Here is a 15,786-nt window from a genome sequence, read left to right as displayed (position 1 = left end):
CGATCACTCCGGCTGGATCCACGACACCTGCATCAGCTGCTTGCCGACCTTGCGGCTGACCAGGTTGCCGCGGCCCGGCGGCATCGGGCCGGCCTTGACGTTGCCGATCAGCTGCCCCTCGTCCTTGCTGCCGTTCATCACCAGGCCCGGCGCCGAGAGCTCCTTGAGCTTGCCGATGATCGGGTCGTACGAGGTGCGCGCGGCACCACCGGTGCGCCGGGCGACGACGACGTGCAGGCCGACGTCCTTGGCTTGCGGGAGGAAGTCCGCCAACGGCTTGAGCGGGTTGCTCGACTGCGTCACCACCAGGTCGTAGTCGTCGACCAGCACGAACAGCTCCGGGCCCTTCCACCACGAGCGGTTGCGCAGCTGTTCCTGCGTGACGTCCGGACCGGGCAGCCGCCGCGACATCGATCCGGCGACGTCCTTGATCATGCCGTCCAGCTGGTTGGCCGACACGGCGTAGCCGAGCAGATGATCACCCTCGATGAAGCCGAGCATCGTGCGCCGGTAGTCCACGAGCACGATGACCGCTTCCTTCGCGGTGTAGCGCTCGGTGATCCCGCGCGCGACCTGCCGCAGCAGGTTCGTCTTGCCCGACTCGCCGTCGGCGAAGGCGAAGAAGTGCGGGTCGGCGTCGAAGTCCAGGTACACCGGCGCCAGCTCGTCCTCGTTGACACCGATCGGGACCAGCTTCGTGTGCCGCTGCTTGTCCATGGACAGGATCTCGTCGTAGGAGATCTCCTCCGGCAGCAGCCGGACCTGCGGGGCGATCCGGCCCGACCAGGCCGCCTGGATCTTGCCGATCGCGTCCGCCACCCCGGGCGGGAGATTTTCCGCGTCGCTGCTGCCGTCGATGCGCGGCAGCCCGATCAGCATGTGCAGCCGGTCGCGGGTCAGACCGCGACCGGGACGGCCCTCGGGCACGTTCACCGCGGTGCGACGGTCGATTTCGGACTCACTCGGGTCACCGAGCCGGAGCTCGAACCGGGTGCCCAGCATGTCCTTGATCGCCGGCCGGATATCGGCCCACCGGGTGGACGCGATGATCACATGGACCCCGTAGGCCAGACCGCGCTGCGCGAGCGCGGTGATCTGCGGCTCCAGCTCGTCGAAATCGTCACGCAGGGCGCGCCAGCCGTCGACGATCAGGAAGGCGTCGCCGAAGGGATCCTGCTCAGGGGTGATCTCGCCCCGGCGCTTGCGGTTGCGGAAGTCAGCCATCGAGTCGATGCCGAGCGACCCGAACAGGCCTTCCCGCTCGTTGGCCAGTGTGTTGAGCTCGGCGATGATGCGGCGTGCCTTGTCCGGCTCGCGCCGGGCGACCGCGACACCACCAACGTGCGGCAGCCCGGCGAGCCCGGCGAGCGTGCCACCACCGAGGTCGACGCAGTAGAACTGCACCTCCTCGGGCGTGTTCGCCAGCGACATCGACATGATCAGCGTGCGCAGCAGGGTGGACTTGCCCGACTGCGGCCCGCCCACCACGACGCCGTGCCCGGTCGCACCCGAGAAGTCCGCCCACAACGGGTCACGGCGCTGCTCGAACGGCCGGTCCACGACGCCGATCGGCACCTGCAACTTGCCGTTGCCGAAGAAGCCGACGGGCGAGAGACCACGGTCCTCGGTCGGGTTGAGGTTCGGCAGCAGGGTGTCCAGCGAGTTCGACTCGTCCAGCGGCGGCAGCCACACCTCGTGCGCCGGCGGGCCCTGGCCCACCAGCCTGTCGACGATCACCTCGAGTTCGGTGGGCTCGGTGGCCTCGTCGGACTCGTCCCGGGCCGGCTCCGCCTCGATCGGCTCCGGTTCCGGTTCGGGCTCCGGTGGCAGCTCCACGAAGTCGGGCACGAACAGCTGCGGCCGCTTGTCCGCCCGGACCACAGTGGACACCGGGCCCGCGGTCTTGATGCCCGCCGGCCGGTACGGGCCGGACACATAGGACGCCTTGAACCGGACCATCGTCGAGGTGTCGAACTTGAGATACCCGGAACCGGGGATCGAGGGCAGCTCGAACGCGTCCGGCACGCCGATCGCCGCCCGCGACTCGGCGGCGGAGAACGTCTTCAGACCGATGCGGTAGGACAGGTAGGTGTCCAGACCACGCAGCTTGCCCTCTTCCAGCCGCTGCGAGGCGAGCAGCATGTGCATCTGCAGCGACCGGCCGACACGGCCGATCTGCAGGAAGATCTCGATGAAGTCGGGCTTCTCGTTGAGCATCTCGGAGAACTCGTCGATGCAGATGAACAGTGCGGGCATCGGGTCGAGGTCGGCGCCGTTCTCGCGGGCCTTCTCGTAGTCCCACACGTTCTTGTAGTTGCCCTTCGCCAGCACCTCCTGGCGCCGGGCCACCTCACCGGCGATGGCGTCCCGCATGCGGTCGACCAGAGTCAGGTCACCGGCGAGGTTGGTGATCGTGGCGGCGACGTGCGGGGCCTTGTCCAGACCGAGGAACGTCGCACCACCCTTGAAGTCGACCAGGATCATGTTGAGCGCGGTGCTCGAATGCGTGGCGAGCAGACCGAGCACGAGGGTGCGCAGGAACTCCGACTTACCGGAACCGGTCGCGCCGATGCACAGGCCGTGCGGGCCCATGCCCTCCATGGCCGCTTCCTTGATGTCGAGCTCGACCTGCTGGCCGAACTCGCCCACCCCGAACGGCACCCGGTACCGGTCGCGGACCGGCCTCGGCCGCCAGGCCTGCTGGACGTCGAAGGTCATCGGATCGCCCGGGATGCCGAGCAACTCCAGCAGCGTCGGGTTGGACAGCAGCGGTTCGTCCGAGCTGGCCTCCTCGGCCGCGGAGCCGACCCGGTACGGCGAGATCTTGCGCGCCAGCGCCTCACACTCGACGACGCTCAGCGTGTCCGGCCTGCCGAACCACTCGACCCCGCCGGCGCTGCGCGCGCCGACACGGGTCGGCTCGACCACGAGCCGAAGGCCGCGGCGGGCGGCGAGGTTGCCGAGCGAGTCGGACAGGTCGATCAGGGTGACGCCGACCAGGCCCTCCTCGAGGACGATCTGCTCCTCGCGGGTGACCTCCGCGTCGTCGATCACGATCACGACGTGCGGCTGGTCCGCGTTCGGCGTGGCGTTGCGGGAGAACCGCGGCCGGTCCCGCAGCTCCATGTCCAGCCACTGCTCGATCTGCGCGAGCGAGCCGGCCATCATCCGCAGCTGGCCGATGCCGTCGGACAGCTCGGGATGCTGCACGTGCGGCAGCCACTTGGCCCACTCCCACTCCGACTTCGCCCGGCCGGCGGTGGCGAACGCGATCAGCACGTCGTCACAGCTGTGGAAGGTGACCAGCTGGGCCAGCATCGCGCGGGTGAGCCCGCGGGTGAGCTCGCGGTCGCCCTGCAGGCTGACGGCGGCGAATCCCCGCAGGGTGATCTGCGTCGGCAGATCGGGCACGATCGAGTGAGCGCGGACGAACCGGCGCAACGCGAGCGTGGCGATCGGCTCGAGCTCGTCGACCGGGCCGGTCTGCGGCGGCACCAGCCGGGTGGCCAGCCTGTGCGAGCTGCGGCCGACGCGCAGGTGAAGGAAGTCCTGATCGTTCTGGCGGCGCTCCCACATGCGGCGGCTCGCGGCGAGCGACCACAGCGCCTGCGGGTCCGGATGCACCCATTCGAGAGCCGCCCGCTGGTCCCCCATGGCCTCGCGGGCACGTTCACGCATCTGGCCGAGGTAACGCAAGTAATCCTTGCGGTCCTCGTTCATCTCCGCTTTCTTCTGCCCCCCGCCGCGCCCGCCGCCGGCGAACATGCCGCCCATCGACATGAGCATCATCATCGGGAACATCAAGGTCAGCGGGCTGCGCGCGGCCGCGCCGCCAGTCGTGAACATCACGACGACCATGCCCAGCGTGGCCACGATCATGACCACGGGCATCATCTTCTGCACGACATTGCCGGGGATCGTGCGCGGCACCTCGGGCGGCGGCTCCAGGTGCACCTCCCCACCGGGTGGGCGCGGCGCAGCCAGCCGTGGCGATTTCTTGAACTGCAGCGTGCTCACCGAAGGACCCCTCTTCAACTCGACGCCCGGACTGCCTGCCTGGTCCAGGGCCGTTCACACGGTAGCGAACCCCGGCGCTCGCCGCGGCGATACTGCCCAAGCCGGACCGGTTCTCCCCAAAACCACCCCGTGGTGACCCCAGGTGCGTTAATACTAGAGCCGCCCACCGACAGTCCGGAAAATTTTCGGCGGGTGGCGGGCTGCGACCAGCGGTGGCGATTAGGTATAAGTAGCCCGCAGCATTCTCTCTCTTAGGGGGCACGCAGGTGGCAACGGGCACGACGGTATTCAGCAGGGTCACGGTGGTCGCACCGAGTACCCGGATCGACGTCGCGCTGCCGGCCGACGTCGCGGTCGCGGACCTGCTGCCGATGCTGCTGGACATGGCCAAGGAGACCTCGCCGGACGGGGGCGCCCGCCACGGCGGCTGGACACTGGCCAAGCTCGGCGACGCCCCGCTGGACCCGAGCCGCACGCTGGCCTCGCTCGGCGTGGTCGACGGTGAACTGCTCCAGCTGCGGCGGCGCAACGACAACCCGCCGCCCCCGCTCTACGACGACGTCGTGGACGCGATCGCGGACGCGGATCCGGACAGCTTCCGGCCGTGGACCAAGGAGACGGCCAACCGGATCGGGCACATCGCGGGCGGGCTCGCGCTGGTCGCCGCGGCCTTCGCGCTGTTCATGGGCGGGCCCGTGTTCGGGGGCAACGGTATCGCCGCCGCACTGACCGCCGGTGTCGCCGCCATCGCCTGCCTCGCTGTCGGCGCAACGCTCGCCAACGCCTACCAGGCCAAGAGCACCGGGGTGGTGATCGCGGCCGCCGGCGGGCTGCCGTTCGCGTTCGTCGCCGGGTTCTCCGCCGTGCCGGGGCTGACCATCCGGGCGAACCTGCTGCTGGGCAGCGGGCTCGTGGTGATCGTCGCGGCCGTCGCGATCATGATCATGGGCGCGGGCATCACGGCCTTCATCGCCGCCGCCACGGCCGGGGTCATCGGGGTGCTCACGTTCACCGTGGCGACCCTGATCGCGCATCCTGCCCCGGGCATCGCGGCCGGCACCGCGGCGGTCTCGCTCGCCGCGATCTCGGTCCTGCCGAGGGCCACCATCTGGCTCGCGAAGCTCCCGCTGCCCAACGTGCCCGGCACCGCCGAGGAACTCAGGGAGAACGAGGCGTACCCGGACTACACGGTGATCGAGCGGCGCACCGCGGTCGCGCACAACTACATGACCGGGCTGCTCATCGGCTGCGGTGGCGCGGCCGCCGTCGCCGCGATCATCACCGCCACCGCGCCGGGCGTCTTCGGGATCATCACCGGCGTCGTCGCGACGCTGGTCCTGCTGCTGCGGGCGCGCTCGTACGCGAACGGCGCGCAGGCCGTCGCCCTGCTGACCACCGGCATGGTGTCCGCGGCCGGCATCCTGATCGGGTGGATCTTCACGCAGAGCACGACCGGCCGGCTGCTGTGGGTGTTCGCCGCGCTGGTGTTGGTGGCCGCGGGCTCGCTGGTGGTGGGCGTGATCTTCCCGAACCAGCGGTTCTCGCCGCCGTTGCGGCGCACGGTCGAGATCTTCGAGGCCATCTGCATCGCGACGGTGCTCCCGCTCGCGCTCGCGGTGATGAACCTGTACACGGTGCTGCGCCACGTCTCGTTCAAGTGAGAGGGGTCGCGCGCGTGCGTACCTTGGGGGTACCCGGCCGGTCGGCGGCCGTTCTGCTCGCTGGGGCCTTCGGGGTCTTCAGTCCGCTCTCCGCCCTGGCGCAGACCTCGTCGACGGCGAACGAGCCGTGGACCCCGCCGCCGGTGAACGTCGGCGCCACGCCGAACGACGGGGGCGGGCACCAGACGCAGTTCCCGTACACGCAGAAGACCAAATGCGTCACCCGCGATCTGGACAACAACATCGTGCCGCGCGAGAAGCCCTGGGGCCAGCAGTACCTGCGGATCGAGGAGGCGCAGAAGCTCGCCGTCGCGTCACGCGGCAGTGCGGGCGGCGGCATGCGGATCGCCGTGATCGACACCGGCGTCACCCAGCATCCGTACTTCCGGTTCGGTGTCGAATCGGGCGGTGACTACGTCAACCCACCGGACAACGGGCTACAGGACTGCGACGGCCACGGCACCGAGGTGGCCGGGATCATCGCCGCGAACACGCCGCCCGACATCGGGTTCAAGGGCGTCGCGCCGGACGCGAAGATCGTTTCGATCCGGCAGTCGAGCCAGGACTACGGGCCACCCGACCAGCAGGCCGGCGGCGGGGGTCAGTCCGGCGGGGACAACGGCGGCAGCCGGGAGCAGGGCCAGGGCGCGGGTAACACGCAGACGCTCGCCGAGGCGGTCGTCCGCGCGGCCAACCTGGGCGTGAACGTGATCAACATGTCGGTGGACAACTGCCGGCCGGCCGACGGCACGATCAACTCCGGGGAGCAGCAACTGCAGGCGGCGATCCACTACGCGGTGGACGTCAAGGACGTCGTGGTCGTGGCAGCGGCGGGGAACACCTCGCAGACGTGCAAGCAGAACGACCAGCCCGACCCCAACAAGCCCCAGTCGATCGTCAGCCCGCCGTGGTTCGCCGATGACGTCCTGTCGGTCGCCGCGATCGACGAGTCGGGCGGCGTCGCGCAGTTCAGCGTGCACGGCCCGTGGGTCAGCGTGGCCGCGCCGGGCACCAAGATCACTTCCCTAGACCCGTCGACCGGCTCGAGCGCGCTGGCCAACCAAGTCGTCGAGAACGGCCAGTTGCAGGACATCCAGGGCACGAGCTTCGCGTCGCCGTACGTCGCGGGCCTGGCGGCGCTCGTCCGCGCGCAGTTCCCGAAGCTCAACGCCCACCAGGTCATGCACCGGATCGAGGCGACGGCCCAGCACCCGGGCGCGCCCGGCGGGCGGGACGACTACATCGGGTACGGCGTGATCAACCCGGTCGCGGCGCTGACGGCCGTCGTGCCGTCCGAGGAAGGCATCCCGCCGGCCACGGCCGAGCGGCTCCCCTCAGGACTGCCGCCGGCGGCCTACAAGAACTGGACGCCGATGATCGTGGCGCTCGTGGGCACCGGCGGCGGGCTGCTGGTCCTGCTCGTAACCCTCTTCGTCGTCCACACCATCCGCCGCAACCGCACGGCATAACAATGGTTGAAAGCGCCTTGCAGAGCGGTGCGGGTGGCGGAACCTGAGGCGGTACCAGTTGCTTGCCCCACAGCAAGCGGCTCCGCCGCTTAGAAGCACAAGCCGGTCAGTTGCCGTTGCCCGTACCCGTGCCCGCCGTCGCCGCCTGGCTCTGCTGCGCCGGGTACGTGCCGGCGTTCGGGTCGACCGGGATGTCGTCGTAGCTCCTGCGCGCGTCGGTCACGTTCAGCGACGAGCCGGTTGGCAGCAGCTGAAGGATCGCATCCGGGGCCGGGCGGGGCGGCGGGTTGTCCAGGCCGAGGCCCTTCAACGTGTTCGCGTCCGGAATCCCGTAGACCAGGCCGTTGTCGGTGACCAGGCTCATCGGTCCCTTGTTGAACGACGCGGCCGAGGTCGCCGACTGGACGACCGCCGCGCGGCCCGGCGGCAGGTAGAAGTGGTCGATCTTGAGCCCGGTCGGCCCCGGCTTGCCGATGTCGATCAGCTTCGCGTTCGGCGGCGTCGGGAGCTGCTCGCCGACCGAAACCACCGTGTGCGGCTCGTTGTTCACGACGCTCCAGCCGAGGCACGTCGTCGGGGACTTCAGCGGGTCGAGAATCGTCGGCACCTGCGACGGCATCGTGTTCACCGGCAGCGCGCCGGGCGCGGTGGGCTGCACCTGCTCGATACCGTTGATCTCGTTCGGCCCGAGCAGCGGGATGTTCTTGCTACCCGGCTGCGCGGCACGGATCAGGTCGCCGACCGCAGGCGACACCCGCTGGATGCCGTTCGTCAGCACGACATAGACGTCGGGCGCCCCGCTCGTGGTGTTGACCTTGAAGACGTTGCCGACCTTCAGCCCTTCGGCCTGCAGCTTCGGGAACTGTGAAGCCGCACCCTGGTTCGGCGCGACCGGCGGCGCGAGCGGGGTCACCTCGGGGATCGCGTTGAGCAGGCCGATCGAGATGGGCCGGACGAGCTGCGGGCTCAGCCCGAACACCGAGATCACCGCGGTCTGCGTCGGGTCGACCGCGGCGCGGACCGTGTCCGCGTTCGGATCGTTCGGGTTACTGGCGAGCCGGTAGATCAGATAGAACTTGCCGTTGTCCGCCTTGGCCAGCACGGCCGAGTTGGTCGAGAGCTCGGTACCGAGATTCGGCACGCCGGCGTAGACCGTGGTCTCGTTCTTCGCCTGCGGCAGCTGGAGCGTGTCGGGCAGGTTCTTGTTGATCGTCAGGTTGTCGCACACGCCCCAGTTGTCGCTGATGCGCTGGTCGGCCGTCGGCAGCAGCTGCGGACCGTCCACGATCCCGGTCCGCCGGTTGTGCGGGATGTCCTCGAGCGCGCTGTCGGGCACCACCGTCGGCGGCGAGATCTGGCCGCCGCCGCCCTGCGACTGGGACAACAGCAGGAGCCGCGCGGAGGCGAGGTTGAACGTCGGCGTCAGTGACTTCGGAGTGCCCGAGACGACGTAGATCGTGCCGGACTGCTCGCCGATGACGATCCCCGAGTCGGGCACCGACGGCGACGGGCTGATGAGGCCGAAGACGATGAACCCCACGGCGCCCAGCAGGCCGAGAATGAACCCGACGAGTGTCGCCCGGCCGTGGGTCCGCATCGGATCGTGCAGCATCACGGCATCCCGCCGGACCAGGGCGGACTGCATGCGGCGCAGCACGAACCGGTACGCCTGGACCTGAGATTTGGTTGTCGGTGTTGACGGCATTCTCGACCTACAGCTCCCCGAGTCGCGGTACGGTTCCGCAGGATAACCGTATGAGAACCGTACTGGTGCGAGATTCACGGAACTCGGGCTAGGGTTCCCTTGCGGTTCAGCTGTCCGACGAGGGGAAGAGAAAGCGCGGATGTCCGTCACCACGCCGCCACGACCGGGCGGGCCTCCCGGCTCGCCGCCGCCCAGGCGACCGGCGGGTCCGCCACCACGTCGAGGTGGGCCGGGAGGCCCCGGCGGCGGGATGCCGCCTCGTGGTCCGGGGGGTCCGGGCGGGCCGGGGGGACCTGGTGGGCCCGGGGGGCCTGGTGGGCCGCCGCCCTCGTCTCAGCCGTCCGGGGGACCCGCGCCGGCGCCGATCGCGCCGCCCGCACATCGGCGACGCTCGAGCGCGAGCCTCGGACCGTTCCCCGTCGTCAACCTCGTCGTACTCGAAGTCGGCCTCGCGATCGGCCTGATCCTGCTCACGATCAACAAGTCGCTGCTGTACATCGGCATCGGCATCGCCGCTGTCGCGCTGCTGATCGCGATCATCCGCTGGCGCGGCAAGTGGTTCACCCAATGGTTCGGACTGACCCTGCGCTACCTGTTCCGTTCGCACGACCGGGTCGCGACCCCGCCCCCGCCGAACGTGGAACCGAACCAGGACGAGTCGGTGACCGGGCCCGAGGACGCGCGGATCAGCCTGCTGCGCCTCGTCGTGCCGGACCTGGTGGTCGCGCACGGCACCGACCACGAGCGCCAGCAGGTCGGCCTGGCCTGGCACGACGGCACGTGGACGGCCGTGTTGCTGGTCGAACCGGCGCCGGCGCTGATCACCCAGGCCGGTGGCGCGCCGAGCCTGCCGCTGTCGGCGCTCGCCCCGTGCCTGGAGGACCGTGGCGTCGTCCTCGACTCCATCCAGGTCATCTGGCACACGTACCCGGGGAGCGCGGCGCTGCCGTCGGAGTCGCCCGCGCTCAGCTCGTACATGGAGGTGCTCGGCCCGCTGCCGGCGGCCGCCCGGCGCACGACGTGGGTGGCGATCCGGCTCGACCCGCGGCGCTGCCCGGCCGCGGTGCGGGAGCGCGGCGGCGGGGTCGTCGGTGCGCACCGCGCGCTGATCGGCGCGCTGTCGCGGGTGCGCAACGCGCTGGAGTCCCGCGGGGTGCCGACCCGGCCGCTGGACCCGGACGAGCTGCTGCGGGCCGGTATCTCCGCGGCCGAGCTGACCGCGGTCGCGGGCAGCGAAGGCCGGATCGGGCTGCGCGAGCACTGGACGAGCGCGACGGCGGCGGGGATCGGGCATGCCAGCTACGCGGTCACAAGCTGGCCGAAGGGCAAGATCACCAGCAGCCTCAACGCGTTGACGAGTGTTCGCGCACTGTCGGCGACGGTGGCGCTGTCGATCTCGCCCGCGGACGACGAGGGCCAGATCGGGCTGCGCGGTGTCGTGCGGATGAGCGCGCGGAACCCGCGTGAGCTCGACGCGGCCGAAGACAGGCTGTCCACTCTGGCCGATCGGGTCGGGGTGTCACTGACCCCGCTGCGCGGGTTGCAGGTCGAGGGGTTTGCCGCGACCTTGCCGATGGGAGGGACGGCATGAGGACTGCTTGCAGGTCCGAATCATCGAGCACCATGCTGGCCGACGCGATGACACTGCCGCGGCTTGCCGCGTCCGCCAAGGAGGGCGCATGAGCCTGCGTCTGCGTGATCCCGGCCGGAACAACGGCGTCGCGCCCGAGTTCACCGTGGACCCAAAACTGCTGGACGCGATCAGCCCGTCCGGTGACCGCGGCGGCATCGTCGTGGGGTCCGGGCTCGGTGGCGAACCGCTGACGATCTCGGCGCTGCGCTCGGTGCCGACGCGCATCGTGCTCGTCGGTGGTCTGTACCTCGCGCGGCAGGTGGCGCTGCGCGCGATGGCGGTCGGGGCGTGGGTGGTCATCGCGACCGGGCGGCCGGCGGCCTGGCAGGTGCTGCCGAAGGCGGCGGGCAGCGGGCCGAACGGGCGGCCCTCGCCGCTGGTGCAGATCCGCCGCCTGACCCCGGTCGATCTGCCTCGCCCGTCGGAGGACGCCCCGTTGCTGGTGGTGACCGACGGCGGTCCGACACCGCAGGACCTGTTCCCGCCGCGGTCGGCGTGGCAGACGACGGTGTATGTGCTGCCGTACCTGCATCCGCAGGCGACGACCGTCGCGAACGCGGCGGACATCGTGCTCATGCAGCGGTTGCCGGTCGGCCAGGCCGAACTCGCCGCACGGATCTGGCGGCTGCCGCCGCAGATGATGCGCCAGCTGACGACCCTCAAGGACGACCAGGTGGTGGCGCTGGGCACGAACCTGTGGCGCCCGCTGCGCCTGGTCACCACGGGAAAGGAACAGCAACTCCTAGGCCCCGTCCGCCGCGGCGACTGACCCACCCCGCCGGGGTCAGAGGGGGTCGCGGACGGCGCGGGTTTGGGTGGCCCGGATCGCCAGGTCTTCGTCCGGGGGGTAGTCGACGGCCACGAGGGTCAGGGCGTGCGGTGGGGCGACGGCGCTGTCCCGGACGCGGCCGCGCAGCAAGGAGGCCGGCCAGTCGAGCGGGCGCCGGCCGTCGCCGACCATCAACAGTGCGCCGACGAGGCTGCGCACCATCGAGTGGCAGAAGGCGTCCGCCGAGACCTCCGCCTCCACGAGATGCGTGTCGAGCCGGCGCCAGGTAAATCGCTGGAGTTCGCGGACGGTCGTACTGCCTTCGCGCTGCTTGCAGAACGCCGCGAAGTCCCGCAGCCCCAGCAAGGTCCGGGACGCGTCGTTCAGCGCCTCCAGAGACAGCGATCGCCCCCAACCGAGCGTGTCCCGGCGCAGCAACGGATCGACGCCCCACGGCGCGTCTGACACCCGGTAACGGTAGTGCCGGCGCACCGCCGAGAACCGCGCGTCGAAACCCGGCGGCGCCACGCGAGCCGAGAGCACCCGCACATCGCCCGGCAGGTACCGGTTCCACCGGTGACGCATCCGCACCAGGTCCGGGATCCCGTGCTCGTCCACCGGGAGCCGGCCGGCCGCGCACGACGGCACGACGTCGACGTGCACGACCTGACCCGTGGCATGCACCCCGGCATCGGTCCGCCCCGCCACCACGACCGAGCCCGGAACCGACTCCCCCGGCGGCTGCTTGGCCAGCGCGTCCTCGATCAGCCCCTGCACGGTGCGCCGCCCGGGCTGGCGGGCCCAGCCGGAGAAGTCCGTGCCGTCGTAGCTGACGTCAAGGCGCAGACGAACAAGCCCGCCCTCCCCGATGGGGAAAGCGGGCTCGTTGCGTGGACCGGGTCCAGCCGTCAGGACTCGTCCTTCTTGGACTCGTCCGCAGCCTCCTCGGCGGCTTCCTCGGACTTGGCCTCGGCCTCGGGGGCCTCCTCCTCGGCACCCTCGGCGGCGGCCTCCTCGGTGGCCGAAGCGGCAGCCTCGACGTCCTCCTCGGCGGCCTCGGGAGCCTCCACGGTCTCCTCGGCCGGAGCCTCCGCCTTGGCCTCGTCCTTCGCGAAGCGGGTCTTGCGGGCCCGCTCGGCCTCGGACGTCACGGTCTTCTCCGACACCAGTTCGATAACCGCCATCGGCGCGTTGTCGCCCTTGCGCGGCATCGTCTTGGTGATCCGGGTGTAACCGCCGGTGCGGTCGGCGAAGTGCGGCCCGATCTCGGCGAGCAGCTTGTGCACCACATCCTTGTCGCGGATGACCCGCTGGATCTGGCGCCGGTTGTGCAGATCACCGCGCTTGGCCTTGGTGATCAGCTTCTCGGCGAGCGGACGCATCCGGCGCGCCTTGGCCTCGGTGGTGGTGATCTTGCCGTGCTCGAACAGCGACGTGGCCAGGTTCGCCAAGATCAACCGCTCGTGCGCAGGCGATCCACCGAGACGGGGGCCCTTCGTGGGGGTGGGCATTGCTTCTCCTCGTTCAGCTTCGCGGCTGGCGGCCGCGCCTGTCCACAGTGGATGTCCACGGTGGACAGGCGATCAGCGGCCTACAGCTGCTCCGTCTCTGCGTAGTCCTGGCCGTCGTCGTGGCCAGCATCGGAAATACCGTCGACGCTGTCGGACCAGCCTTCGCCGTCGTAGGTGGCGGCGGCGGTCGTCGGGTCGAACCCGGGCGGGCTGTCCTTGAGCGCGAGGCCCAGGCCCACCAGCTTCAGCTTCACCTCGTCGATCGACTTGGCACCGAAGTTGCGGATGTCGAGCAGGTCCGCCTCGCTGCGCGAAACGAGCTCGCCGACCGTGTGGATACCCTCGCGCTTGAGGCAGTTGTACGACCGGACCGTGAGGTCCAGGTCCTCGATCGGCATCGCGTAGGCGGCGATGGTGTCCGCTTCCTGCGGCGACGGGCCGATCTCGATGCCCTCGGCGTCGACGTTCAGCTCGCGCGCGAGACCGAACAGCTCCACCAGCGTCTTGCCGGCCGACGCGACCGCGTCCCGGGGCGTGATCGACGGCTTGGTCTCCACGTCCACGATCAGCTTGTCGAAGTCGGTGCGCTGCTCGACACGGGTCGCCTCGACCTTGTAGGTGACCTTCAGCACGGGCGAGTAGATCGAGTCGACCGGGATCCGGCCGATCTCGGCACCGGCCTGCTTGTTCTGCAGGGCCGGCACGTACCCCCGGCCGCGCTCGACGACCAGCTCGATCTCCAGCTTGCCCTTGCCGTTCAGCGAGGCGATGTGCAGATCGGGGTTGTGCACGGTGACACCCGCGGGCGGCACGATGTCCGCCGCGGTGACCTCGCCCGGGCCCTGCTTGCGCAGGTACATGGTGACCGGCTCGTCCTCTTCGGACGAGACGACCAGCTCCTTGAGGTTCAGGATGATGTCGGTGACGTCTTCCTTCACCCCCGGGACGGTGGTGAACTCGTGCAGCACCCCGTCGATGCGGATGCTCGTGACCGCCGCGCCCGGGATGGACGACAGCAGCGTGCGCCGCAGCGAGTTGCCGAGGGTGTAGCCGAAGCCCGGCTCCAGCGGCTCGATGGTGAACCGGGACCGTGTCTCGTTGATCGGCTCCTCGCCGAGGGCCGGTCGCTGTGAAATCAGCACTTTCGTTCTTTCCTTTCCTGCCGGCGCCCGCCATATGACGCCGAAAGGGATGGCGTAGTGGCGGCACGCGGGTGCGTGCCGCCACCGGTGATCACTTCGAGTAGAACTCGACGATCAGCTGTTCCTGCACCGGAACCTCGATCTGGGCCCGCTCGGGGAGCTGGTGCACCAGGACACGGAGGTTGGACGGCACGACCTGCAGCCAGGCCGGGATGGGGCGGTCTCCGAACGATTCCTTCGCGGCCACGAACGGCAGCATCGACAGCGACTTGGACCGCACGTCGATGATGTCCCACTTGGTCACCTGGTAGCTGGGGATGTTCACCTTGACGCCGTTGACCAGGAAGTGCCCGTGGGACACCAGCTGGCGAGCCTGGCGGCGGGTGCGCGCGATACCTGCGCGGTAGATCACGTTGTCCAGCCGGGACTCCAGGATCTGCAGCAGGTTCTCACCGGTCTTGCCCTGCCGGCGCGCCGCTTCCTTGTAGTAGCGGCTGAACTGCTTCTCCAGCACGCCGTAGGTGTGCCGGGCCTTCTGCTTCTCCTGCAGCTGGAGCAGGTATTCGCTCTCCTTTACCCGGCCGCGGCCGTGCTGGCCGGGCGGGTACGGGCGACGCTCGAAAGCCTGGTCGCCGCCGATCAGGTCAACCTTGAGGCGCCGCGAGACTCGAGTCGCGGGGCCGGTGTAGCGAGCCATGTTCTGTTACTCCTCCCCGTTCCTCAGACCCGGCGCCGCTTGGGCGGGCGGCAACCGTTGTGCGGCTGCGGGGTCACGTCCTGGATGGTGCCGACCTCGAGACCGGCGGCCTGCAGCGAGCGGATCGCCGTCTCGCGGCCCGAACCCGGGCCCTTCACGAAGACGTCGACCTTCTTCATGCCGTGCTCCGCGGCCTTGCGGGCGGCGTTCTCGGCGGCCATCTGGGCGGCGAACGGGGTGGACTTGCGCGAGCCCTTGAACCCGACGTGGCCCGACGACGCCCACGAGATCACCGCGCCGTTCGGGTCGGTGATGGACACGATCGTGTTGTTGAACGTGCTCTTGATGTGCGCGTGGCCGTGGGCCACGTTCTTCTTTTCCTTCCGCCGGACCTTCTTGGTCCCGGCGGTACGAGACTTGGGTGGCATGTGGGGGTGATTCTCCTCGTTAGCGCGAGTTGTCGGTCTGCTCGGCGGCCATGCGCGCTTCCTGCTGCCCGCGCCGGATCACGGAACCGGCGTCGGCGTAGAGCTGGCGCAGGGCCATCGGGCGGGCGTAGAGAGCCTTCGGCGAAACAGCTGACGCGTGCGTGAGGCGCTGACCGCGCATCCGCACGACCTTCTTGCCCTGGACGCTCACTTCTTGCCAGCCTTCTTCTTGCCGGCGACCGTCTTCTTCGGCCCCTTGCGGGTACGGGCGTTGGTCTTGGTGCGCTGGCCACGGACGGGAAGTCCGCGCCGCCACCGCAGCCCCTGGTAGGTGCCGATCTCGATCTTGCGCCGGATATCGGCGTTCACCTCGCGGCGAAGGTCACCCTCGACCTTGAAGTTCTCTTCGATGTAGTCCCGCAGCTTGACGAGGTCGTCGTCGGAAAGGTCCCGCACCCGGGTGTCCGGGTTCAGGGCCGATGCCGCGATGAGCTCCTTGGAGCGGGTACGGCCGATGCCGTAGATGTAAGTCAGCGCGATCTCCAACCGCTTCTCGCGGGGGAGATCGACGCCGGCGAGTCGTGCCATGGCGGCTCTAGCTCCTTCGTGGTTTCTGCTGGCTCCAGGTGTGCTCCCCACCCGGTCCCGGGACCGACTCGCTGTCTTGCCATCCGCTCGCGCGGCTGGTGTCCCGGCCCCGGCCTGGAGTCCGGGGGTGTGCCGTGCCCGTTCGGGCGCGGCAGGTGCGGGGAGG

Annotated in this window: 13 protein-coding genes; 4 read left to right on the top strand and 9 right to left on the bottom strand. The window is 69.9% G+C overall.

What is annotated here, in order from left to right:
* Window positions 1-3: 3 nt before the first annotated feature.
* Window positions 4-4,017: a type VII secretion protein EccCa gene (gene eccCa, locus FG385_RS05590; RefSeq protein WP_139095493.1), complete on the bottom strand. Its 4,014-nt coding sequence runs from the start codon at window positions 4,015-4,017 to the stop codon at window positions 4-6.
* A 266-nt stretch (window positions 4,018-4,283) separates the two neighbouring features.
* Here eccCa and eccD point away from each other — a divergent pair, with 266 nt between their 5' ends.
* Window positions 4,284-5,678, top strand: coding sequence for a type VII secretion integral membrane protein EccD (gene eccD, locus FG385_RS05585; protein ID WP_139095492.1), 1,395 nt, complete (start codon window positions 4,284-4,286; stop codon window positions 5,676-5,678).
* A gap of 14 nt (window positions 5,679-5,692) precedes the next feature.
* Window positions 5,693-7,147, top strand: a complete 1,455-nt coding sequence (mycP, locus tag FG385_RS05580; protein WP_139095491.1) for a type VII secretion-associated serine protease mycosin — start codon at window positions 5,693-5,695, stop codon at window positions 7,145-7,147.
* 106 nt (window positions 7,148-7,253) lie between these two features.
* On the opposite strand, the gene eccB is transcribed toward mycP, so the two are convergent.
* Window positions 7,254-8,852, bottom strand: coding sequence for a type VII secretion protein EccB (gene eccB, locus FG385_RS05575; protein WP_139095490.1), 1,599 nt, complete (start codon window positions 8,850-8,852; stop codon window positions 7,254-7,256).
* Between the two features lie 364 nt (window positions 8,853-9,216).
* Here eccB and eccE point away from each other — a divergent pair, with 364 nt between their 5' ends.
* Both eccE and FG385_RS05560 read left to right on the top strand, forming a co-directional pair.
* Entirely contained in the window at window positions 9,217-10,443 is a 1,227-nt protein-coding gene (gene eccE / locus FG385_RS05565; protein ID WP_139095582.1) for a type VII secretion protein EccE, read from the top strand.
* A gap of 88 nt (window positions 10,444-10,531) precedes the next feature.
* Window positions 10,532-11,254: a hypothetical protein gene (locus tag FG385_RS05560; RefSeq protein ID WP_139095488.1), complete on the top strand. Its 723-nt coding sequence runs from the start codon at window positions 10,532-10,534 to the stop codon at window positions 11,252-11,254.
* Between the two features lie 15 nt (window positions 11,255-11,269).
* On the opposite strand, the gene truA is transcribed toward FG385_RS05560, so the two are convergent.
* From truA to rpsM, 7 genes are all read right to left on the bottom strand, one after another.
* Complete coding sequence (gene truA / locus FG385_RS05555) at window positions 11,270-12,100, bottom strand: tRNA pseudouridine(38-40) synthase TruA (protein WP_200834318.1); 831 nt, start codon at window positions 12,098-12,100, stop codon at window positions 11,270-11,272.
* 62 nt (window positions 12,101-12,162) lie between these two features.
* The gene (gene rplQ / locus FG385_RS05550) at window positions 12,163-12,765 is read right to left on the bottom strand and encodes a 50S ribosomal protein L17 (RefSeq protein ID WP_139095486.1); all 603 of its coding nucleotides are present in this window, start codon (window positions 12,763-12,765) and stop codon (window positions 12,163-12,165) included.
* A gap of 80 nt (window positions 12,766-12,845) precedes the next feature.
* Entirely contained in the window at window positions 12,846-13,907 is a 1,062-nt protein-coding gene (locus tag FG385_RS05545) for a DNA-directed RNA polymerase subunit alpha (RefSeq protein ID WP_139095485.1), read from the bottom strand.
* 91 nt (window positions 13,908-13,998) lie between these two features.
* Complete coding sequence (gene rpsD, locus FG385_RS05540) at window positions 13,999-14,604, bottom strand: 30S ribosomal protein S4 (RefSeq protein WP_139095484.1); 606 nt, start codon at window positions 14,602-14,604, stop codon at window positions 13,999-14,001.
* A 23-nt stretch (window positions 14,605-14,627) separates the two neighbouring features.
* On the bottom strand, window positions 14,628-15,032 hold the full coding sequence (rpsK, locus tag FG385_RS05535; protein WP_139095483.1) for a 30S ribosomal protein S11: 405 nt from the start codon (window positions 15,030-15,032) through the stop codon (window positions 14,628-14,630).
* A gap of 19 nt (window positions 15,033-15,051) precedes the next feature.
* Entirely contained in the window at window positions 15,052-15,243 is a 192-nt protein-coding gene (locus tag FG385_RS05530) for a hypothetical protein (protein ID WP_139095482.1), read from the bottom strand.
* On the bottom strand, window positions 15,240-15,620 hold the full coding sequence (rpsM, locus tag FG385_RS05525) for a 30S ribosomal protein S13 (protein ID WP_139095481.1): 381 nt from the start codon (window positions 15,618-15,620) through the stop codon (window positions 15,240-15,242). The genes FG385_RS05530 and rpsM overlap by 4 nt, the downstream gene beginning before the upstream one ends.
* Between the last annotated feature and the right edge of the window lie 166 nt (window positions 15,621-15,786).

Origin of the sequence: Amycolatopsis alkalitolerans (assembly GCF_006152065.1) — a bacterium.
Lineage (GTDB): Bacteria > Actinomycetota > Actinomycetes > Mycobacteriales > Pseudonocardiaceae > Amycolatopsis_E > Amycolatopsis_E alkalitolerans.
Note: the sequence above shows the minus strand (reverse complement) of the source record. Positions and strands in the feature narration are given on the sequence as shown.

Coding starts and splice junctions, on each gene's coding strand:
- eccB (WP_139095490.1), bottom strand. CDS start 8,852: ATGCCGTCAACACCGACAACCAAATCTCAGGTCCAGGCGTACCGGTTC.
- FG385_RS05560 (WP_139095488.1), top strand. CDS start 10,532: ATGAGCCTGCGTCTGCGTGATCCCGGCCGGAACAACGGCGTCGCGCCC.
- rplQ (WP_139095486.1), bottom strand. CDS start 12,765: ATGCCCACCCCCACGAAGGGCCCCCGTCTCGGTGGATCGCCTGCGCAC.
- rpsD (WP_139095484.1), bottom strand. CDS start 14,604: ATGGCTCGCTACACCGGCCCCGCGACTCGAGTCTCGCGGCGCCTCAAG.
- rpsK (WP_139095483.1), bottom strand. CDS start 15,032: ATGCCACCCAAGTCTCGTACCGCCGGGACCAAGAAGGTCCGGCGGAAG.
- rpsM (WP_139095481.1), bottom strand. CDS start 15,620: ATGGCACGACTCGCCGGCGTCGATCTCCCCCGCGAGAAGCGGTTGGAG.